Origin of the sequence: Candidatus Poriferisodalis sp., from assembly GCF_965203655.1 — a bacterium.
In the GTDB taxonomy this organism is placed as follows: Bacteria; Actinomycetota; Acidimicrobiia; order Acidimicrobiales; family Poriferisodalaceae; genus Poriferisodalis.
Genome location: NZ_CBDBDD010000001.1, coordinates 57,983 through 78,383, shown reverse-complemented (window position 1 = coordinate 78,383; position 20,401 = coordinate 57,983). Strand labels below are relative to the sequence as shown.

The following is a 20,401-nucleotide window of genomic DNA, read 5'->3' as shown; positions in this document are numbered from 1 at the left end:
CCGGGCCGACTCACGCTGTGACCGCAGGAGGCTCGTACACCCAGGGTTGTCGTGGCAGAGTCGTCGGGTCGAAGCGCTGCGCTGTCTCGGCGAGGGCGTCGAGGCTCGTAACCGGGTCGAGTCCGAGGCTCGACAGCAGCAGGATGACGAAGTCGATTGGTGTCTCGCCGAGTGCCAGGCGGTCCTGCAGCGTCACGGCGCCGTCTCGCTTGGCCAGGCGGCGACCTTCGGGGCCGAGCACGAGGGGGACGTGGGCATAGGAGGGCGGCTCAAGGCTGAGCAGGCGCGCCAGATGGGTCTGGCGGGGGGCGGACGGCAGCAGGTCGTCGCCTCGCACGATCTCGGTGACGCCTTGGGCGGCATCGTCCACGACGACCGTGAGGTTGTAGGCGGGGGTACCGTCGCCGCGCTGGATCACGAAGTCGTCGACTGTGCTGGCGTAGGCGCCGAGCTGGCGGTCGACGACGGTCACCTCGGTGGGCTCCGAGTCGTCCGAGCCCACCCGCAGCCGCAGCGCCGCCGGTCGGCCACTGCTGCGCCGCTGCTTGAGCTCAGCGCGGGTCAAGCGTCGGCAGGTGCCCGGGTAGGCACCCTCGGGTGACGGTCCGTGCGGTGCCGCCGCGGCTTCGGCGATCTCGCGCCGGGTGCAGAAGCACTCGTAGGTGAGGTTGCGCCGGCGCAGCTCGGCAATGGCGTCGCGGTAGAGAGCTAGGCGGTCGCTCTGGCGGACCGGCTCGCCGTCCCAATCGAGCCCGAGCGCGGCCACATCGCGCAGCTGCGATTCGTAGAACCGCGGTCGCGCCGCGCCGTCGAGATCCTCAAAGCGCCACAAGAAACGTCCGCCAGCGGATCGGGCGAACAGCCAAGCCAGCAGTGCGGTGCGCAGGTTGCCCAGATGCAGGTCGCCTGTCGGGCTCGGCGCCCAGCGACCGACAGTCAGATCTGTGGTCAAGCGCTGCCCTCGGCGAGCGCCTTGATGCCCTCCACGCAGCGCGCCATGTTCGCCAGGTGCTCGTCCTGGCGGCGGGACAGGATGCGCGGCTCCTTGTCGGGCATCGCCGTGATTGCCACCGAGAGGCCCGATTCGCCCGGACCGATCCGCACGGTGTGGCGCAGGCGGCAGCGCTGGCCGTGCAACACGTCGATCTCGTAGCGCCACCGGGCGCCGGCAACGTCTTCGGTCTCGCCGGTCGCCCATCCGAACAGCACGTTCGGTTCGTACTCGGTGACGATGAGATCGATATTCCACTCGCCGATGGCGGGGTGTTGGTTGTGGCCGATGAACTTGGCGCCAGCGGCCGGGCCGTCGTAGCCCGGTGCCCACTCGGCGCGTACGAATTCCTCGGAGAAATCAGCCCCGGCATTGATGTCGCTGACGATCTCCCACACGCGTTCGGCGGGTGCGTCGATATCGACTTCGACCGTGGCGCCGGGCCCCTCTCTCAGCGACCGGGCGGCCGACTCGTCGCCTCGTGCCTCCCAGGTGCGACCCCAGCCGTCCACGTACGCGATCTCATTGGCGCGCCGGCGCGGGACCGAGCCGAACTCGGTGCCCTTCGACCATGCGAGCGGCAGGAGCGCCACCGGTGTGACTCCTTCGGGGATGCCGAGCACCTCGCGCAGCTCGTCTTCCTTGTTGAGAATCGCGGTGGTCCACGCCGTGGCGAGACCGCGGGCACGGGCGGCGAGGCAGAAGCTCCACGCCGACTGCAGCACCGAATCGAACAGGCCGGGCTTGCCGCTGTCGTCGTGCACCCCCCAGACGCATGGGATGACGATCACTGGCACGTCGGCGAGGTGCTCCGCGAGGTGGAACGCCGACTTCATCACCTGTTCCATCGGGTGCCCGGTTCCCATGGTCGCGTCGCGCCCCCGCTTCATGAACGCGCCGACGACCGAGTTGTACATGTCGCCGATGGCCTGACGCTGCTGAGGATCCCGGATCAGCAGCCACCGCCGGCTGGCCTGGTTGCCGCCGCCGGGCCCCTGCTCGGCTACGTCGATGCAGTCCAGGACGACGTCATGGGGGACGTCGCGTTCCAGATCCAGCCGCAGGCGCACTGACCGGGTGGTCGACAGCACCCCGTCGACCGATGCGAGGTCGACTCCGGCCGTGTCGTAGCGGGCAGGGACATGGGCGTTCAACTCTGGCGTTGGCATAGCCGCCAGTATTGCCGCCTCACTCAATAGTTTCTCCGGCGTGACGAACCCCTCGCCGGCTAGGCGGCACGACGCTCGGCCGTTCAGGTCGGGCGCGGTGCTGGCGTGCGCCGCCCTCGCGCTGCTGTGCAGTGCGTGCTCGCTGCGCTTGCTGGAGCGGCCAGAAACCCAAGAGCCCGCCGAGTCTGCGGTGACAGACGCTCCCGCGGCCGCTGAGACGACGGCTGGAGCGGCAGGCACCGCTGAGGCGGCCAGTACGACTGCAACCTCCGGCGCGACTGGCACCACCGGGACCGCCGCGACAACCGAGGCGGCCGTCCCTCCCACGACGGTCCGTGACTGTTCGCCCCGGGCCAGCGCCGGAGAGATTGCTCTCGACACCGCCGACGCGGTGACGCTCAGCTTCGACATCTCGCGCACGCTCTACGAGTGCGCCGACGAGGTCGGGTTGGCGCTCGCTTGGAGTCCCGAAGCGATCGTCTCGCTCGCTGGCCACGATCTTCGGGGGCCGCTGCTGCTCATCGAGTCATGGTCCTCGGCCGACCTCATGGCGGAGATCGAGCGCCTCGCTCCGGAGCGGATCGTGACGGCTGGCTTCAGCGAGCAGATCCTCGAACGGCGGCTCCCCGGTTTCGCCATCGAGCGGGTGCCGGTCGATCCGCAGACGACGCTGCCGCTGTCGGACGTGACCTACGAACGCGTGTGGATCGTTGCCGGCGCCGAGCACGCCGCTGTGCTGGGGGCGCTCGTTCAGCCCCTCGGCGGAGCGGCGGTGGCCGCTCATGCAGACATGCGAGCCCTCGCCCCGGCCGAGCGCGAGATGCTGCGCAGCGCAGTGCACGTAGAGGTGCAAGCCGAACTCGAACCCGAAGCAGCGTGGCAGCTCGAGGTTGTCCGCCGCGGCGCAGAATTGCCGGGCGGCGGCCTGCTCATCTTCGACCGTGACCGCACTCGCCGGATTGTGGCCATGTACGGCCACCCATCGACGTCGCAGCTCGGGGTGCTCGGAGAGCAGGGCCCATCCGAGGGCGTGGCGCGGCTGCGGTCCATCGCCGAGGGCTACGACGCCGACGGGGCAGACGTGGTGCTCGCCTTCGAGATCATCGCCACCGTCGCCTCAGCGCAAGCCGGCCGTGACGGCGATTATTCCAACGAGACCGCCCTCGACGACATCAGGCCGTGGATCGAAACTGCGGCGGCGAACGACATGTACGTGGTGCTGGACCTGCAGCCGGGCCGCACCGATTTTCTCACCCAGGCGAAGCAGTACGAGGAGTTGCTGCGACTTCCCCACGTCGGGTTGGCGCTCGATCCCGAGTGGCGCCTCAAGCCCGGCCAGGTCCACCTGCGCCAGATCGGCACCGTCGATGCGGCCGAGATCAACGAGGTCGTGCGTTGGCTGGCCGAGCTTGTCCGCACCGAGGCCCTGCCGCAGAAGCTGCTGGTGCTGCATCAGTTCCGCTTCTCGATGATCACCAACCGCGAGCTGATCGAGACGCCCCCGGAGCTGGCGGTGCTGATCCACATGGACGGTCAAGGCCCGATCAACACGAAGTACAGCACTTGGGATGCGCTGACCGGCGAGCCCGACGCCGACCGCTTCTGGTGGGGCTGGAAGAACTTCTACGACGAGGACTCGCCGACGCCCACCGCCTCCCAGGTGCTGGCGCGCACGCCGTTGCCCCTGTTCGTGTCGTACCAGTAGCGGCGCCTCTAGCCTCCGCGACATGGCACGGCTGCCGTACCTGAGTTCGCGCCTGCAGGGTTACCAGTTGACGATCTTCGCCGAGATGTCCGCACTGGCGGTGCGCACCGGGGCCATCAATCTCGGCCAGGGCTTCCCCGACACCGACGGGCCGGCTGAGGTGCTCGAAGCGGCGGTCGCAGCGATCCGCAGCGGCACGGCTAACCAGTACCCGCCGGGCATCGGCATCCCGGAGTTGCGTCACGCGGTCGCACGGCACCAGAAGCGGTTCTGGGGCATGGACGTCGATCCCGACAGCGAGGTGCTGATCAGCGCTGGTGCCAGCGAGGCCTTGGCGGCCAGCATCCTGGCGCTGACCGAGATGGGCGACGACGTGCTCACCTTCGAGCCGTGGTACGACCTGTACGGCGCGGTGATCTCGATGGCGGGGGCGGTGCGCAAGGTGGTGACCCTGCGCCCTCCCGACTACGGATTCGATCCTGACGAGCTGGCGGCCGCGGTGACGCCGCGCACCCGGATGCTGGTGCTCAACAGCCCCCACAACCCCACCGGCAAGGTGTTCAGCCGGGCAGAGCTGGAGGCCATCGCAGCGGTGGCGATCGAACGGGACCTCATCGTGGTCACCGACGAGGTGTACGAGCACTTGACCTTCGACGGCGAGCACATCCCCATCGCGACGCTGCCCGGCATGGCCGACCGCACGGTCACGATCTCCAGCGGCGGCAAGACCTTCGCCGTCACCGGCTGGAAGATCGGCTGGGTGTGCGCCCGCCCCGAGTTGGTGGCCGCCGTGCGCACGGCCAAGCAATGGCTGACCTATGTCAGCGGCGGCCCGTTCCAGCATGCGATCGCGGCGGGCCTCGACCTCGGCGACGAGTACTTCACAGCCCAAGCCGACGATCTGCGAGCCAAGCGAGACCGGCTGTCGGAGGGCTTGCGCTCGACAGGCCTCGAGGTCTTCGAGCCTTCTGGCACCTACTTCATTACCGCCGACATCCGCTCGATCGGCCACGACGACGGCATCGAGTTCTGTTGGGGCCTGCCCGAACGCATCGGGGTGGCCGCGGTCCCGAACGTCGTCATGTATGACAACGTCCACGAGGGCCGCCACCTCGTCCGCTTCGCCTTCTGCAAGCAACATGCCGTCCTCGACGAAGCCATAGAACGCCTCCGCACCCTGTAGCGCTGCCGGCTGGCAGCAATACGGCTCAGCGATTCAGCGGGGTCGCGCCGGAAAGAGAGTGACGGCGAGAGCGGAGCCGATCATGCCGCCAGCGGTAGAAAGGACGAGGTCGGCGACGGTGTCGTCGTAGGTGAGATCGAGGCCGCCGCCTGCGCCCGTCTCGGCCACGATCCACTCGGCTGCTTCCCAGCCCACGATGGCGAGCGCGCCGAGTCCTGCGCCGAGCAACCACGCATCGCCGCGGGACAGGCGATCTGCGGCCCCGCCACGGCGATAGCGCCAGGCGTGAAACGCACCGACGAGCAGGATCCAGTTGAGCGTGTGCAGCACGTCGTCGGTGGCGTCGAAGGTGTCGTAGACGTAGGCCAGGTTGCCGAGCGTGTCGATCAGGAACGGCGCCACGATGAGCACGTCGGCAGTCGCCGGATACGGCCGGAACCGCCCGCGCCACGCCAGCGGCACCACCACCGCTGACAGCATGAACAGCGGGAAGCGGAATGCCATCCCCTTGCCTTCGAGGTGATCGAGCGGCACGGCGATGGCCACCACGAAGCACAGCGCCAGCGCCACCTTGAACGCCATCGCCACCGCAACCGCCCGGGAGCGGGCATCCAGTGCGCCGACGCCGACCAGTCGGTTGTCGTCGGCTGCGCTCGTCACAGTTCGCAGGCCGTGCTCAGGCGCCAGCTCGCAGGGGAGCGATCACGCCTTCGGCGAACTCGTTGAGCATGGCCAGCTCTTGGTCCTGAGTGAAGTAGCCGACGTGATGCCACAGGAAGAACTCGGTGACACCGAACTCCTCGTGCAGCGAGGCCACGTGGTCGAGTTCCTCTTCCCTGCTGCCTCGCCACACACGCCCCATCGGCACCACGTAGGGCGGCGCGTTGTAGGCCCAGTTGAACAGCTCCTCGAAGCCGGCGTAGAGGTCCGCAGCTTCGGCGGGTGTGCGGCCCATGGTGAGGTGGCCGCCGATCGCCAGCGCATCGGCCGCAGATGTCTCGCGCCCCGCGTTATGCGCTTCCTCGAGGTAGATGCCCAGCGCGGTGCCGATGAAGCTCTGCCGCTCGGGCGCCACGAAGCTCACCATCTTCCCCCCCTCGCGTGCCCAGAACTTCGAGGTCTCCATGCTGTAGCTGAACGGTGCGTACACCGGCGGGTGCGGCCGCTGCAACGGCCGGGGGACGATACCGATTTCGCGCAGGGTCTTGTCCTCGTCGACGGCGGTCGGATCGAAATCGTCGGTCGGCGGGAAGTGCCATTCCATCTCGGGCGGCACCTGCCAGAACTCGCCCTGGATCGACACCTTCTCCTGGGTCCACAGCGACTTGATGAGGTGCCAGTTCTCGTAGAGGGCCCGCCGGCTTCGTTGGTCGGCCTCGGACTTGTCGGATTCGGTCGAGGTGATGCCGAGGTGCTGCCCAAAGGTGCCGGTCCAGCGGGGAGTGTTGCCGCGCGTGAAGCCCACGAAGGTGCGCCCGCCGGTGAAGTGGTCGAGGATGGCGATGTTCTCGGCGAGCTGGATCGGGTTGACAGCGGTGAGGTTCATGCCGAGCTGGCCCACACGCATCCGCTCGGTGTGCTGGGCCACGAAGTAATCCCAGAACAGCGGGTTGGTGGTGGTCTCGATGCCCTCGACCTGCATGTGCTGCTCGGTCATGGCGAAGCCGTCGTAGCCGACCGACTCGGCGAACTGCATCTGGGTCCGCACGTGATCCATGAGGGTCTGCCAGCGCTCGGGCATCGATCCGGCGAGGCCGATCTGCTCGTCGCGCCGGCGCATGTACGGCACGACCAGGATCGTGAAGCGGAAGTCAGTCATGGAACATCGGCCGGCCGGCCTCCGGGCGGTTGCGGTACAGGAACGGTGCCGCGTCGGGCGGGAGCGGTGCCGCAGACGTCAACACTAGGAAGCCGGCGCCCCTGCCATCATCTGAACGGGCATCATCGGGGCCGGCATCGATCGAGAGCTGCCGACCGCCGACGACACGAGGAACCGCCACATGGCCAAGTTCGAGCCCGCCGCGGGGCGGGGACTGCATCCCATCGAGCAAGCGCCGATCGCTGAGATCCGGGCCGTCCAGCTCGAGCGCCTCGCCTGGAGCCTGGCGCATGCGTACGCGCACGTGCCCGCCTACCAGCGTCTGTTCGACGACGCAGGCGTCCACCCGTCGGATCTGCGCAGCCTGGACGACTTGGCACGGTTCCCCTTCACCACCAAGACCGAGCTGCGCGACAACTACCCCTTCGGCATGTTCGCGGTGCCGCGGGACCAGGTCGTGCGTGTTCACGCCTCCTCGGGCACGACCGGCAAGGCGACCGTCGTCGGGTACACGCAGTCGGATATCGACATGTGGGTGCACGTGTATCAGCGCTCGCTGGTCGCAGCCGGTGTGCGGCCCGGCGATGTGGTGCATGTTTCCTACGGCTACGGCCTGTTCACCGGCGGGCTGGGCGCGCACTACGCGGCCGAGCAGTTCGGCTGCACGGTGGTGCCGGCGTCGGTCGGCCAGACGGCCCGGCAGGTGCAGCTGCTGGTGGACTTCGATGCCGATGTGCTGTGCGCGACGCCGTCGTATGCGCTGGTGGTGGCCGACGAGTTCCGCAGCCAGGGCATCGACCCCGCATCCACCTCGCTACGGGTGGGGCTGTTCGGCGCGGAGCCGTGGTCGGAGGCGATGCGGGCCGAGCTCGAAGAGGCCTTCGGCATCGACGCTGTCGACATCTACGGCCTCTCTGAGGTCATCGGCGGGGGTGTCGCCAACGAGTGCGTGGAGACCAAGGACGGGCCGACGATCTGGGAGGACCACTTCTATCCCGAGGTCATCGACCCAGACTCGGGCGAGGTGCTGCCCGAAGGCGAGACGGGCGAGCTGGTGTTCACCTCGCTGACCAAGGTTGCGATGCCGGTGATCCGCTACCGGACCCGGGACATCTGCTCGCTGCAGCCGGGCACGGCCCGCTCGATGCGCCGTATGGGCCGGGTGGCTGCCCGCACCGACGACATGCTCATCATCCGCGGCGTCAACGTGTTTCCCAGCCAGTTCGAGGAGTTGGTCTCGGCTGATCCTCGGCTCACCGGGCACTTCCTTCTCGAAGTGCACTCCCAGGGCCGAATGGAGGGCATCACCGCAGTGGTGGAGCCCAAGTCCGACGCCGGCGGCCACGATGCGATCGCTGCAGACTTCGCCAACACCGTCCGCCAGCGCATCGGCATCTCCGTGGAGGTGCGGACCGTCGAGCCCGACGGCATTCCCCGCTCAGAAGGCAAGGCCCAGCGAGTCCGCGACCTCCGGGGCTGAGCACATCGGGGGCGCGCTACGGTTCGGCGGTCGAGCCACGACGGGGCATGGCTTGAGCACGGCCGAAGGAGACAGTCATGAGCTTTGTGGAGATGCGGCACTACCGGCTGAAGGTGGGTGCCCCTGAACGCTGGGTGAAGGAGTACTTCGAGAAGGGCTACGAAGCACAGCGCAAATACCTGGGCGAACCGGTGGGCTACTACACCACCGAGTTCGGCGGCATCAACGAGATCTACCACCTGTGGCGCTACGACACGCTTGAGGAGCGTGCCGAAAAGCGCAAGGCGCTGTTCGAGGATCCGCAGTGGCTGGAGTTCGTCAGGGAGATCGCGCCCCTGCTGGAGATTCAGGAAAACGTGATGCTGCGCGACATCTTCGAAAGCTGAGCCGGAGCGCACACCTATGCCGAACACGATGATGGACACCTGGGCTGCCGGCGACGAGACGCTGGGCACGTGGCTGTCGATGGCTTCCAGCCATTCGGCCGAAATCGCCGGGCGTGCCGGCTTCGACTACGTCTGTGTCGACATGCAGCACGGCGTGGCCGACTACCAGGTCGCGGTTGAGATGATGCAGGCCATCGAGATGGGCGGCGGCACGCCGATCGTGCGGGTGCCGTGGAACGAGCCGGGCATCATCGGGCGGGTGCTCGATGCGGGGGCGCGGGGTGTTGTTGTGCCCATGGTGAACTCGGTTGCGGAGGCCCAGGCGGCGGTGACGGCGTGCAAATACCCGCCGCTGGGTGCCCGCAGCTTCGGCCCGGTGCTGGTGGCTGCGCGGGCTGCGGCGGGGGAGAACTACTTCGAGGTGGCGAACGACACCACGGCCTGCATTCCCATGATCGAGACCCGCCAGGCAGTCGAGGCGCTGGATGAGATCCTGGCGATCGAGGGCGTCGACGCCATCTACGTCGGGCCTGCCGACCTGTCGATCAGCTACGGCTACGGCCCCGGCTACACCGACGACAACGCCGACTACAAGGCAGCGCTCGAGCACATCGCCGAACGATGCGCCGCACACGGCGTGGTGGCGGGCATCCATTCCACGGCTGGGTTGTCGGCGAACCGCCGAGCCAAGGGCTACCGCATGCAAACGGTGGCCGGCGACGCCATGGCACTCGGCCGCGGCATGGCCCGCGACCTCCGCACCGCCCGCGAGTCCGGCGTAGCCGAAGCCGCCACCGGAGCCGACTCCAAGATCTACTGACCCTGCCAGCGTCGGAGCCGTATCTGCTGTCGCAAGACGGAATGACCAACGACGCCAAAGTGATCGCCGCGTTAAGCTACAAATATGGCGCTAACTCAGACGACCACGCTGCGGATGCCCACCGATCTGCGCGACGAAATAGCTCGCCTCGCTGAGCAGCGGAGCACGTCGATGCTGCAGGTTGTGACCGAAGCCGTGCATCGGCTCAGCCGTGACGAATGGTGGACGTCGGTGCGGGATGCGCTCGACAATCTCGATTCCGAGCAAGCGGCCATCTACCAGGCCGAGAGTCGCCGTCTTGACGCCGCGGCTGCGGACGGCCTCGATGGCGGTTGAGGAGCAGCTGCTCCGCGGCGACATCTGGCTTGTCGACTTCGGAATCGAACCGCGCGATCCCGAACAGGCGCTTGTGCGTCCGGCGGTGATTGTGTCGGAGAATCGGCTGCATCATCCGAATCTGAAGATGGTCATCGTGGTTCCGGGTACAACCACCATTCGGGGGATCCCGTTGCACGTCGTATGCCATGCTGACCGCGCTAACGGATTGTCCGCTGAGACGGCGTTTCAGATCGAGCAGGTGCGGGCAGTCTCGACTGAGCGTCTCATCCGCCGGATCGGCCGCCTGCACGCGCTGGAACTCCGGACGATTGACGAGACGCTGCGCAGCGCACTCAACCTCTGACCGGATGCCGCGCTTCGCGCTCAGCCGAGAACGGGTCCCTCGCTGCTATCTGGTCTCAGCCGTCGGATGTGTCCGGCTGGTCGACTTCGACATCTTCCGGCCCTTCGCGGTCGATGAGCGCCTTGGCTCGCCGCGCCACTGAACCAGCTGCGGTCGACGTCGCCGCGGCGGCATCCGCTGCGAGGCGTCCGGCAGCCTGAGCTGCGTCGGCCGTCCCTCGCCCGACCGTCGTTGCTTGGTCGGCTGAGAAGCGTCCGACAGCCGCCGCCGAGCTTGCAACGGACTTGCCAGCGATCGCTGCGCTACCGGCCACGATCCTGCCGACGCTTGCCGTGCCGTCCGTGACAGCGCGGCCAGCGTCAGCTGCGACATCCCCTATGGCATCGCCGATGGCAATGGCCTGTTGAGTGATTTGGCGTACCACCGTTGCCGCATCATCCTTGACGAAGCTGTGGATGGACTCCAGGGTTACGTCCTTGGTGGCGACGTGTGCGAGCACTCCTGCGGTGACGCCTGCGAGCAGAGCAACGCCGGCGGGGCCGCCCGCGACGCCGACGAGCGCGACGGTGCCTAAGCTGGCCCCGATGCCGATTGCGCCCTTGAGCCCGCCCTCGGCCAGCTCGACGTACTCGTCTGCATGATTTGCCTTGTGGAAGGCGCGCCCGAAGGCGACAACCGACACTGCCAGCAGCAGTGGGTTCGCGCTCACGGCAGCCGACATGCCCATGCCTGCTGCGAGGCTCGCGAACGACTCGGTCTCGGCCTTGTTCCAGCCGAAGACCAGCGAAACGACTCCGACGCTGGCGCCCATCAGTTCGCCGACATCGTAGGAATTCAGGTCGTAGAGCCATTTCTTCGGTATGCCGAAGTTCGATTTCAGCGTCTCCGCGACGGAGTCGTAGGTGGCCTTGTCCCAGTTGGCCAAGGGCAGACCCTTCGGCGTGGACACGTCGCGAAGCAAGCCCTGCATCCCGCCGAGTGCTTTTTGGACAAATGTGTCGTCTGGCGACGCGTTGTGGGCTGCCTTGATCGCGCCGAGGAGCGTGTGTCCACCGTCAAAGAGACGGTGATTGCCGCCGCCGATGTGCGTCTCGAGAAAGACGGCGTCCATCGCCTTGTCGTAGATGGTGGCTTTGCCCTTCACGGCTGCCTGCACGAGTTCGTTCAACTGAGGTGTGAGATCGCTCGCCACCAGTCCTTGAGCGGCCGCGAACAGTTGCGCCGTGCGCTCAGATGTCGAGTCGAACAACCACCGAGTGCCCGTGGCAACGGCCCGTCCGCTAGTAGCTCCCACCTTGGCGGCCCCGCTGCCGATTGCCCGCCCCGCTGACGCGCTGGCCGCGGCTGCCGTCTTGGCGTTCTCGCCGACGACCCGAGCTGTCGATGCAGCGGCTGCGCCAGTGGTCTCGGCCGCCTTGCGACCTCCGGACACCGTCGCGTCAGCCGCTTGCTTGGCAGTCGCGAGCGCTGTGTCGCCGAGGCGACTGAGACGTCCAGGCTCATCGTCCTCGGGCTCTGGGTCCTCCGACAAAGCAGGCCGCGGCGCGAGTGGGTCCGTGCCGTCTGGCGGCTCGTCTGCCTCGGCCGATTGGCGATCGGCAGCTTCGTTCATTTCCTGTTGCGCCTCGCTCATTCGGCTGAGACTCGGACCGACGAGGTTTGTCCGGCCAATTTGCAAGAGCCTCGCCACCGTGGTTGTAACACCCCCTCTCTACGTTGGACATCAGTGAGGTGGAGGCCGATCAGCGGCGCCGCCGCCGGCCCGTTTGGCAGTCACGCCGGGTGGGTCGGAGTCTGCAGAAAGGGAAAGACAGTGGGCTCAACATCAACCAACGGCACTGGCAACGGGCAGCTTGAGCGGAGCGGCACGGCGCCGTGGGAACGCGGTGGCGACGACGCAGGCTCGGCAAGAGATGCAGAGCGAGCGAGGAGCTCCGGGTCGGCTCAGAGCGGCAAGAAGAGCGGCAAGAAGAGCGGCAAGGCGGGTGGCAAAGCGTCGCCGTCTGGCCGGTCGAAGGTGTGGATGTTGCTGGATCGATCTGGGTCGATGTCAGGGCTGGAAGGTGCCGTCGTCAAGGGCGTAAGTCGCTTCATTGCCGAGCAGGCGGCTGAGCCGGGCACGTGCCGCCTCACGGTGGCCCAGTTCGACTCGCAAGCGCCGTTCGAAGTGCTCGTCGACAACGTCTCGGTGCAGAAAGCCGATCCGCACGCATTGGAGCTGTACGAACCGCGCGGGCTGACGCCGCTGTTCGACGCTGTCGGGAGGTTGATCGGATGTGCCGACCGTCGAGTCAAGCAACGGCGCCAGGCGGGCAAGAAGCCTGAAGATCAGACCATCGTGATCGTGACCGATGGGTATGAGAACGCCAGTACCGATTACTCAGTGGCCGACCTCCACGAGCTCATCAGCAAGCGGCGCGACCAGGGTTGGGCGTTCGTCTTCATGGGTGCCAATCAGGATTCCTACGCTGAGAGCACCCGCCTGGGTGTTGATCAGCGCAACGTACAGAACTACGAGGCGTCTGACGAAGGTGTCGGTGAGGCCTTCGCATCGGTGAGCCGGGCGTACAGCGAGCGGCGAACGAGGCACTCCACCGTGGGCCTGACGCCCGACAACGACGACTTCTTCGGAGGCGTACGCGAGGCCGAGGAAGGAATGCGACGCCGCTCGCAGTGAGACGGGCGCCGGCGCTCGCGGTTGATGCCGCGGTGTCAGTTGAGCCCGGCGGTGTCTGGAGCCCGGACAGTACGATCCGCTCCGGGGACCGACCTGGAGGGGAACGTGGACGTCGACTATCCGATCATCTCGGCCGATTCGCACATCGCGGAGGCACGCAACACTTACGTCGACTACATCGACCCCAAGTGGCGCGATGTGGCGCCACGGGTCGAGTGGACCGAAGAGCGCGGCGATGTGTATGTCATCGACGGCATGAAGCGCACGATCGACATGGGCCTCATCGCTGCCGCAGGTCAGAAGCCCGAGGAGCTCAAGCGCAGCGCGGCGTATGAGGAGCTGCCCATCAGCAGCTACGACCCAGCCACGCGGACTGCCGACCAGGACCGAGACGGCGTCTCGGCTGAAGTGATCTACCCGTCGGTGGGCATGGTGCTGTGCAACCACTCCGATCCCGACTACAAGAAGGCGGCCATGGACGCCTACAACCGGTGGATCGCCGACTACTGCTCGGTGGACACCGACCGGCTGCTGGCGGTGGGCCAGACCGCCCTCCGCTCGGTGGAAGAGGCCATCAGCGACATCGAGGCCATGGCCGAGGCGGGCATGCGCGGCGTGATGATGTCGGGCAACCCCCATACCGAGTTCGACTTCGACGACCCCCAATGGGATCCGTTCTGGCAGGCCGCCGTCGATCTCAACCTGCCCGTGTCGTGGCACATACTCACCAGCCGCGGCCAAGGCCGGCCCCGCGGGCCGAAGGCGAACGCCTTCATGACCATCATCCGGGCCAACCAGGACATCATGGGCACGCTGGTGTTCGGCGGCGTGTTCGAGCGCAACCCCGGCTTGCGAGTGGTCTGCGTCGAGGCCGACGCCGGCTGGGTGCCGCACTTCATGTACCGGATGGACCACGCCTACAAGCGCCACCGGTACTGGCTGCCGCCCGGTCAGGAGCTGTCCAAGCTGCCCAGCGAGTACTTCAGCGAGCACATCTACACAACGTTCCAGGACGACTGGGTGGCGTTCAAGATGGTGAACGACGTCAACCACAAGCGGCTGCTGTGGGCCAACGACTTCCCGCACTCGGACAGCACCTGGCCTTGGAGCCAGGAGCTGCTCGACGAGCATTCGGCGAATCTGACGCCGGAGCAGCAGCAGGACATCCTCTGCAACAACTCGGCCGAGCTGTACGACATCGACCTGTCCAAGCTGCCCGTCGGCGGCGACCGTCTGGCGGCTGCGGCTGCCTAGAGGCAACACCGACGGCGGCTCGCTGATCATCGGCAGGCGGCCTCGATGGCCTGAAGAGAAAGCCACCGACTCCTCGTCGCGAACGGGCACCGCCGATACCAGCGCCGCGGCGAACTCGCGCCGGAGCGCATGAAGCCGAGGGGTACGGTGGGCCATACGCGTCGCGCGCACCTGCTCGCGGCCGAGTATCCCCGAAGGAGTCCCCCCAAAATGCAGAGCCACGAAGTCGATTACGAGGTCTACGGCGACGACCTGCAGTTCGTCGAAGTCGAGCTCGACCCCGGTGAAACCGTGATCGGCGAAGCCGGAACGATGATGTACCTGGAAGACGGCGTCACGTTCGAGTCCAAGATGGGTGACGGCTCCGAACCCGACGCCGGCCTGTGGGGCAAGCTGAAGTCGGCCGGCAAGCGGGCGATCACCGGCGAGGGACTCTTCATCACGCATTTCACCAATACCGGCGCCGGCGGCAAGGCCAAGGCGGCGTTCGCAGCGTCGTACCCCGGAAAAATCATCCCGGTGGATCTGGCCAAGATGGGCGGCGAGATCATCGCCCAGCGAGATGCCTTCCTGTGCGCAGCATTGGGCACGAAGATCGACATCGCCTTCCAGCGCGGCATAGGCACCGGACTGTTCGGCGGCGAGGGGTTCGTTTTGCAGCGGCTCTCCGGCGATGGCATGGCATTCCTGCACGCCGGCGGCTCCATCAAGGCGGTCCAACTGAACAACCAGACCGTCCGGCTCGACACGGGATGCCTTGTGGCCATGCAGCCGTCGCTGCAGTATTCGATCGAGCGGGCCGGCAATCTCAAGTCGATGTTCTTCGGAGGAGAGGGCCTGTTCCTGGCGACGGTGTCGGGAACCGGCTGGGTGTGGCTGCAGTCGCTGCCATTCGAACGGCTCGCCTCTCGCGTGCTGGCCAACGCAGTGGGCCCGCAGTCGGACGACTCCCGCGGCCTGCTCGCGGGCATGCTCGAGCGCAGCTAGCAGTTCATGCAGCTGACCTCGAGTCGTATCAAGGTCGACGACCTCGCCGAAGCGCAGGAGACCTTCCACGCGCGTGGGTGGACCGACGGCCTGCCGGTGGTGCCGCCCACCGACGACGCGGTGGCGGCGTGCCTGGAATGGGCGATGCTGCCGCCCGATCATCTCATCGGCATCGAACCGGTGCGGGCGCGGGCCATCACCGCGGAGAAGGCAGCCATCAATGCCGTCATGGCGGGGTGCCTGCCGCCGCACTTCCCGGTCGTCGTGACCGCACTCACGGCCCTTTTGCAGCCCGAATTCGGATTGCACGGCCCTACGGCATCCACCGGCGGCTGTGCGCTGCTGCTGATCGTGAACGGCCCCATCCGGCACGAGCTGGCGATGGACGCCACCTTCAGCGTGCTTGGGGGAGCCGACCGGTCGCGCGCCGTCATCGCCCGTGCCGTACGGCTGGTGCTGGCCAACGTGCTCGATGTCAAGCCCGGCGGCATCGACCGCTCCACGCTCGGCCACCCCGGCAAGCTCGGCTACTGCATCGCCGAGGACGAGGAGGCCACGGGCTGGATCTCGCTCGGCGACCAGCGGCTCGGCACGGCGCCCGCCGAGCGGGGGCACGTGTCATCGGTGACAGCGGTGGCCTCGATGGCGCCCCGGCAGGTCATGAACGAGTGGACGACCGACCCGACCGAGCTCTGCGAGACCCTCGCCGCGGAGATCCGGGCCAACCAGCTCAACTATTCCATCTGGCCCGGCAACTACACCGTGGTGCTGCCGCCGCAGCTGCGGGACCACTTCGATGCGGCCGGCTGGTCAAAGGATGACATCGCCGCTTGCGTGTACGAGCGGGCCCGGGTGCGCCGGGGTGACTGGGCGGCCGTCGGCAAGGGAGCCGTTGTCAAAGACCGGGCCGAACGCACCTATCCCGCGCTGGAATCGCCCGATGACCTGCTGATCGTTGCTGCAGGCGGGCCGGCAGGCGGCTTCGCAGCCGTCATCCCGCCATGGCTCGGCACGCGCAGTCACGCGGCCACGGTCGCAGTCGGCGCCTGCGTGGACTGCGAGATCCGCTAGCCCGCCAGCCGCGACCCCATGATCTGAACGCTGCGCAAGAATCCGATCATGGACAAGAACCGCAGTTCGCACCAGCCGCAGACTGTGCACGATGACCTACTGGCGGAGCTGACTGATGACTACTTGACCGCCGTCGAGGACTACCACCGGCTGGCCTACGCCGTGGTGGGCGAGGCGCGCCGGGTGGCGACCGGCCGGTTCGGGCTGCGCAGCCTGTCGCAGGGCTTCGGCACGCCGGTCTTCGAGGTGACGATGGGCCGTGCCGGCGAGATGGAATGCCAAGTGTGGGTGAGCGCTGACGAGCTGTTCGCCACCGAAGGCGGCACCCTGCGCAGCGCCCACATCACGACGCTGTCCGCGGCCGCGGAGTTCGTCGGGGTGTCGCCTGGCACCGAGGCGCGGGAGCACGACAGTCCGGAACTCGGCGATGTCGATCGCTGGCTGCGGGTGAGCCCCGAGATGGGTGCGCACCTGGCGGCGTGGTTCCGGCTCGGCAAGCAGGCGCTCGGACAGTTGCACGACCTGCCCGGCGCAGCGGAGCCCGACGAAATTCAGCTGTGGCCCGGCCACTTCGACATCGCAACGGCAATCGGCGATGCTGGCGCCGGCACCAGGGCCACCTACGGCTTGTCGCCCGGTGACGCTGCTCACCCGTTCCCGTATGCCTACGTGGGGCCATGGGGCGACGTGGATCCCAGCGATCCATACTGGAACGACGACGCGTTCGGCGGGGCGTCGCTGCCGTATCCGGAGATCATCGCTGCGCCAGACCCCGCCAGCGCCGTGTTTGAGTTCCTGTACGCGGGTTTCGACAGCATCAACGGCTGAATGATCAATGCTCGTGGCAGCATGTAGCTGACCGGAGCTCGCCGACACAAGCTGTCGAGAACCGCTAGGAGGACATCGTGGAACTGCTGGACCCGACACACGAGCAGGATCCCGCAGGGTTCGCCCCGCCGGCGCGGCTTGCCACTCTCAAGGGCGCCACCGTCGGCGTCATCTCCAACGGCAAGGAGAACACCAAGCCGTTCTTCGACCATGTCGAGCGCCTGCTGCGTGATCGCCATGGCGTGGCCAAGGTGATCCGGCGGATCAAGTCCAACTACAGCGCTCCGGCGCAGCACGAATTGCTTGCCGAGGCGATGGGCTGGGACGCGGTGCTGGCCGGTGTCGGCGACTGAGGCAGCTGCTCGTCGTGCAGTTTGCACGACGCCGTCGCCGCCGAGCGGGTTGGCGTGCCCGCGATCAGCGTGATGACCAGCGCGTTCATCGACGCCGCCGAGCTGATGGCCCGTGTCCAGGGCGTGCCCGAACATCCCTTCACCGTGATCGAGCACCCCATCGCCAGCGCCGACCAAGCGGGGCTCGAAGCCCGTGCCGAAACGGCGGTCGAGCAGGCCGTCAGGGTGCTGGTGGCGCACTAGCTTCGGGCTGCGCCCGCGGACCGGCGGACCGCACCGACGGGTGCTCCGGCCGAGGCGCCGGATTCCTCGAACTCAGGAGCAGAGCACGATGGTGAACCCCATTCCGGACGACTACCCGCGCATCTCGGTGTCGATGAGCATCGACGGTGCCGCAGACGCCATCGCGTTCTATACCGAGATCCTCGGGATGACCGAGCGGATGCGCATCGACATGGGCGGCCGCATCGGTCATTCCGAGCTGCAGTTGGGCGATTCGCTCATCATGGTGGCCGACGAGTTCCCCGAGATGGAGTTCCACTCGCCCAAGCACTACGGCGGGTCGCCCGTGCAGATGAGCGTGTACGTCGAAGATGTCGACGCCACATTCGCGGCGGCGCTCGCGGCCGGCGCCACCGAAGTGCGACCCGTCGTGGACCAGTTCTACGGCGACCGTTCGGGCATGATCGAAGACCCGTGGGGCCACCGCTGGAACCTCACCACCCACATCGAGGACGTCGATCCCGAGGAGATGGCCCGCCGCTCTGAGGCAGCGATGTCGGAGATGGCCGAAGGCTGACAGTTCCTCGCTGGCACTGATTCGCGGCTCCCTCCGGCGCCGCGGATCACTCCACGGCGCCGCTGGTGCGCCACCCGACGACTGCCGCGGGCGCTGCGGAGACGGCGAACAGCGCCGCGGCAATGGCAAGCGCAAACGGCACCGAGACGATCTGCGCCACCGTTCCCAGCGCCAGACCGATCGACACTTCGCCCACCGCTTGGGACTGTCCGACGAACGAGACCACCGTGGCGCGAACCGACGAGTCGGCATGCCGATTCGCCATTGCCTCGGTCAGCGAATACGCCGTCTCGCCGGCCACGTCGAGGATCGCCCAGCCGATGAGCGCAACCGCGAACCACGGGCTCAGCGCCAACGCCAGGGCGCCTGCTGCGGCGACCATCAGGAACCGCGCCAGCAGGAAAGCGTCACGGCGGGCGCTCCGCTGGTCGGCCTGCGAGCGCTCGAGGTGACGGCGCAGCCACGTCATCGTGGGGATTGCCAGCGCGGACATCACGAACCACGTTGCGCCGAAGAAGAGCACGGCCTCCCGGCCGTCAAGCTCGATGAGGCCGAGTTCGAACAGCCGCAGGACGGAGAGTCGATCGTTGGCTTCCCACGCTCCGGCGGCGACGGCGGCCGAGAGAGTCACCGCCAGCAGCGACGGATTGAGGCGGACAAGCCGTGCGCCTCGTTTCCAGAGGGTGATCGCATCCTTCCATGCGCTCGTGCGCGCCGGCCGGGGTGCGCCGCCGGCCCGGCGGCGGGGCGACTCGAAGCCGGCTTCAGGCATCGTGACGGCCAGGTATCCGGCCGCCGCGATCGCAAACAGGCCCATCACGGCCATCGATCCTCGAACCGACCACGCGCCCATCGCGGTGGCGGCGACAAGGCCGACCATGACGCCCACGGACCGGAAGACGGCATGGCGCACGATGAGCCCGTCCACCTGGCGGCTGGGATCGCCGCCGTCCGCAGCCCCTGAGTCGTCGCCTGAGGTCGAAGGCTCGACGGGCATCATCGCCGCGCTGCGATGCGAGTGCGATGCGTGGTGGGCGATCTCGTCGGTCATCCACGCCGTGGCAGCGCCGCTCTGCAGCGTCCAGCCGACCCCCCACAGCACCTGCCAGATGACGAGAACGCCGAACAGCTCGGTCACCGGGCCCAACGCCATCGCCGAGCCCATCACGACGTACGCGGCCACCACCGAGTACTTGCGGCTGTAGAGGTCGGCGACCACGCCGGTCGGTGTCTCGGTCACGAGAATCGACAGCACCAGCGCAGTGCCCAGCACCGCGAGCCGGAACGGGGACAGCCGCAGATCGACCACCCACCACACCATCGCCGGCAGGCCCCACGAGAAGGCCAAGCCCTGCACGCCCCCCGTCAGCAGAAAGAGCCGATCAGGCCGATGCCGCACAACGCCGCAGCCTAGAAACCACTTCCGCTTCCCTAGCGCCGAGCGCGATGATCCCGGGTGGGCTGCTTATGAGTGAACCACGATCGGAGTGCAATATATCTTGCAATACATGGCAAGATTGACAGCATGAAGCAGACGACGATTTACCTACCTGATGAACTCAAGGAACGACTTGAACGCGCAGCGGAGGAAGCCCGTTGCTCTGAGGCTGCGCTGGTTCGCGAGGCACTGGCTGAAGCACTTGCTCGGCGTGAGGCTCGGCCGACAACCCCGCTGTTCACCGAGGGCTGGGGCGATCCCGACATCGCCGAGAACGTCGACGATCACCTAGCCAAGACCGGTTTCGGTACGTGATCGTCGACACCAGCGTTCTCTTGGCCGCATTCGTGCCGGACCAACGGATGCATGAACCGTGCGCCCAAACGCTGGCAGAGGCCCGCCCGCTGGTGATCTCCCCCTTTGTGCTTGCGGAACTCGACTACCTCACGGCGCGCATCGCGGGTGTCGATTCCGAATTGGCGGTGCTTGAGGAGATCTCGTCGGGTGCGTATGAACTAGCGGCATTCGATGCCGTCGATCTCGTCCGGGCACACGCTGTCATCGAGCGATACCGCGACCTGCCGCTTGGCTTGACCGATGCATCGCTGGTGGTCCTAGCCGACAAGTACGACGAGGATGCGATTGCGACGCTCGACGAGCGGCACTTCCGCGTCGTTCAATCGCTGCGCGGCAAGCCATTCCGCATCCTGCCCGCCGACATCGATCGCTGACAACGACATCGCAGCCCGATCCGGCCAT

The 20,401-nt window shown here is 67.2% G+C and carries 23 protein-coding genes; 16 read left to right on the top strand and 7 right to left on the bottom strand.

Features of this window, described 5'->3' with window-relative positions; translation table 11 throughout:
- Positions 1-10: 10 nt before the first annotated feature.
- Positions 11-952, bottom strand: a complete 942-nt coding sequence (gluQRS, locus tag ACOGW9_RS00350; protein WP_419907310.1) for a tRNA glutamyl-Q(34) synthetase GluQRS — start codon at positions 950-952, stop codon at positions 11-13.
- Complete coding sequence (locus ACOGW9_RS00345) at positions 949-2,160, bottom strand: nitroreductase family protein (RefSeq protein WP_419907308.1); 1,212 nt, start codon at positions 2,158-2,160, stop codon at positions 949-951. The genes gluQRS and ACOGW9_RS00345 overlap by 4 nt, the downstream gene beginning before the upstream one ends.
- A gap of 40 nt (positions 2,161-2,200) precedes the next feature.
- Between ACOGW9_RS00345 and ACOGW9_RS00340 the strand changes: the two genes are divergently transcribed.
- Both ACOGW9_RS00340 and ACOGW9_RS00335 read left to right on the top strand, forming a co-directional pair.
- Complete coding sequence (locus ACOGW9_RS00340; RefSeq protein WP_419907306.1) at positions 2,201-3,865, top strand: hypothetical protein; 1,665 nt, start codon at positions 2,201-2,203, stop codon at positions 3,863-3,865.
- 22 nt (positions 3,866-3,887) lie between these two features.
- On the top strand, positions 3,888-5,048 hold the full coding sequence (locus ACOGW9_RS00335; protein WP_419907304.1) for a pyridoxal phosphate-dependent aminotransferase: 1,161 nt from the start codon (positions 3,888-3,890) through the stop codon (positions 5,046-5,048).
- A 33-nt stretch (positions 5,049-5,081) separates the two neighbouring features.
- On the opposite strand, the gene ACOGW9_RS00330 is transcribed toward ACOGW9_RS00335, so the two are convergent.
- From ACOGW9_RS00330 to ACOGW9_RS00320, 3 genes are read right to left on the bottom strand one after another with little or no spacing between them, the layout of a single operon-like run.
- Positions 5,082-5,708, bottom strand: a complete 627-nt coding sequence (locus ACOGW9_RS00330; RefSeq protein WP_419907302.1) for a hypothetical protein — start codon at positions 5,706-5,708, stop codon at positions 5,082-5,084.
- A 16-nt stretch (positions 5,709-5,724) separates the two neighbouring features.
- Positions 5,725-6,867, bottom strand: a complete 1,143-nt coding sequence (locus ACOGW9_RS00325; protein ID WP_419907300.1) for an LLM class flavin-dependent oxidoreductase — start codon at positions 6,865-6,867, stop codon at positions 5,725-5,727.
- A complete protein-coding gene (locus ACOGW9_RS00320) occupies positions 6,860-7,048 on the bottom strand; it encodes a hypothetical protein (RefSeq protein ID WP_419907298.1) in 189 nt (62 codons plus the stop codon). Before ACOGW9_RS00320 ends, ACOGW9_RS00325 begins: the two co-directional genes overlap by 8 nt.
- Here ACOGW9_RS00320 and ACOGW9_RS00315 point away from each other — a divergent pair, their 5' ends adjacent.
- From ACOGW9_RS00315 to ACOGW9_RS00295, 5 genes are all read left to right on the top strand, one after another.
- Complete coding sequence (locus ACOGW9_RS00315) at positions 7,049-8,347, top strand: AMP-binding protein (protein ID WP_419907296.1); 1,299 nt, start codon at positions 7,049-7,051, stop codon at positions 8,345-8,347.
- 77 nt (positions 8,348-8,424) lie between these two features.
- Positions 8,425-8,733 carry an NIPSNAP family protein gene (locus ACOGW9_RS00310; RefSeq protein WP_419907294.1) on the top strand — a complete coding sequence of 103 codons (309 nt, stop codon included), beginning with the start codon at positions 8,425-8,427 and terminating at the stop codon, positions 8,731-8,733.
- A gap of 16 nt (positions 8,734-8,749) precedes the next feature.
- Positions 8,750-9,553, top strand: a complete 804-nt coding sequence (locus ACOGW9_RS00305) for an HpcH/HpaI aldolase family protein (protein WP_419907292.1) — start codon at positions 8,750-8,752, stop codon at positions 9,551-9,553.
- A gap of 84 nt (positions 9,554-9,637) precedes the next feature.
- Positions 9,638-9,889, top strand: coding sequence for a hypothetical protein (locus ACOGW9_RS00300; protein WP_419907290.1), 252 nt, complete (start codon positions 9,638-9,640; stop codon positions 9,887-9,889).
- Complete coding sequence (locus ACOGW9_RS00295; protein ID WP_419907288.1) at positions 9,879-10,235, top strand: type II toxin-antitoxin system PemK/MazF family toxin; 357 nt, start codon at positions 9,879-9,881, stop codon at positions 10,233-10,235. The genes ACOGW9_RS00300 and ACOGW9_RS00295 overlap by 11 nt, the downstream gene beginning before the upstream one ends.
- Positions 10,236-10,290: 55 nt before the next feature.
- Here the strand turns inward: ACOGW9_RS00295 and ACOGW9_RS00290 are convergent, their stop codons facing one another.
- A complete protein-coding gene (locus ACOGW9_RS00290; RefSeq protein WP_419907286.1) occupies positions 10,291-11,868 on the bottom strand; it encodes a hypothetical protein in 1,578 nt (525 codons plus the stop codon).
- A 390-nt stretch (positions 11,869-12,258) separates the two neighbouring features.
- On the opposite strand from ACOGW9_RS00290, the gene ACOGW9_RS00285 reads away from it, so the two are divergent.
- The 7 genes from ACOGW9_RS00285 to ACOGW9_RS00255 all read left to right on the top strand — a co-directional run bounded on the left by ACOGW9_RS00285 (position 12,259) and on the right by ACOGW9_RS00255 (position 18,204).
- Complete coding sequence (locus ACOGW9_RS00285; protein WP_419907346.1) at positions 12,259-12,912, top strand: vWA domain-containing protein; 654 nt, start codon at positions 12,259-12,261, stop codon at positions 12,910-12,912.
- 105 nt (positions 12,913-13,017) lie between these two features.
- Positions 13,018-14,166, top strand: coding sequence for an amidohydrolase family protein (locus tag ACOGW9_RS00280; protein WP_419907284.1), 1,149 nt, complete (start codon positions 13,018-13,020; stop codon positions 14,164-14,166).
- A 210-nt stretch (positions 14,167-14,376) separates the two neighbouring features.
- Complete coding sequence (locus ACOGW9_RS00275; protein WP_419907282.1) at positions 14,377-15,153, top strand: TIGR00266 family protein; 777 nt, start codon at positions 14,377-14,379, stop codon at positions 15,151-15,153.
- 6 nt (positions 15,154-15,159) lie between these two features.
- The gene (locus tag ACOGW9_RS00270) at positions 15,160-16,224 is read left to right on the top strand and encodes a hypothetical protein (RefSeq protein ID WP_419907280.1); all 1,065 of its coding nucleotides are present in this window, start codon (positions 15,160-15,162) and stop codon (positions 16,222-16,224) included.
- A 48-nt stretch (positions 16,225-16,272) separates the two neighbouring features.
- Entirely contained in the window at positions 16,273-17,052 is a 780-nt protein-coding gene (locus ACOGW9_RS00265; protein WP_419907278.1) for a hypothetical protein, read from the top strand.
- A 74-nt stretch (positions 17,053-17,126) separates the two neighbouring features.
- The gene (locus ACOGW9_RS00260) at positions 17,127-17,648 is read left to right on the top strand and encodes a UGSC family (seleno)protein (protein ID WP_419907344.1); all 522 of its coding nucleotides are present in this window, start codon (positions 17,127-17,129) and stop codon (positions 17,646-17,648) included.
- An 88-nt stretch (positions 17,649-17,736) separates the two neighbouring features.
- Positions 17,737-18,204 (top strand): VOC family protein, encoded by a 468-nt coding sequence (locus tag ACOGW9_RS00255; protein ID WP_419907276.1) that lies wholly within the window; start codon positions 17,737-17,739, stop codon positions 18,202-18,204.
- Between the two features lie 46 nt (positions 18,205-18,250).
- On the opposite strand, the gene ACOGW9_RS00250 is transcribed toward ACOGW9_RS00255, so the two are convergent.
- Positions 18,251-19,603, bottom strand: a complete 1,353-nt coding sequence (locus ACOGW9_RS00250; RefSeq protein ID WP_419907274.1) for a hypothetical protein — start codon at positions 19,601-19,603, stop codon at positions 18,251-18,253.
- A 126-nt stretch (positions 19,604-19,729) separates the two neighbouring features.
- Between ACOGW9_RS00250 and ACOGW9_RS00245 the strand changes: the two genes are divergently transcribed.
- Both ACOGW9_RS00245 and ACOGW9_RS00240 read left to right on the top strand, forming a co-directional pair.
- Positions 19,730-19,957 carry a CopG family transcriptional regulator gene (locus tag ACOGW9_RS00245; protein WP_419907272.1) on the top strand — a complete coding sequence of 76 codons (228 nt, stop codon included), beginning with the start codon at positions 19,730-19,732 and terminating at the stop codon, positions 19,955-19,957.
- Positions 19,954-20,373 carry a type II toxin-antitoxin system VapC family toxin gene (locus ACOGW9_RS00240; RefSeq protein ID WP_419907271.1) on the top strand — a complete coding sequence of 140 codons (420 nt, stop codon included), beginning with the start codon at positions 19,954-19,956 and terminating at the stop codon, positions 20,371-20,373. The genes ACOGW9_RS00245 and ACOGW9_RS00240 overlap by 4 nt, the downstream gene beginning before the upstream one ends.
- Positions 20,374-20,401 lie beyond the last annotated feature (28 nt).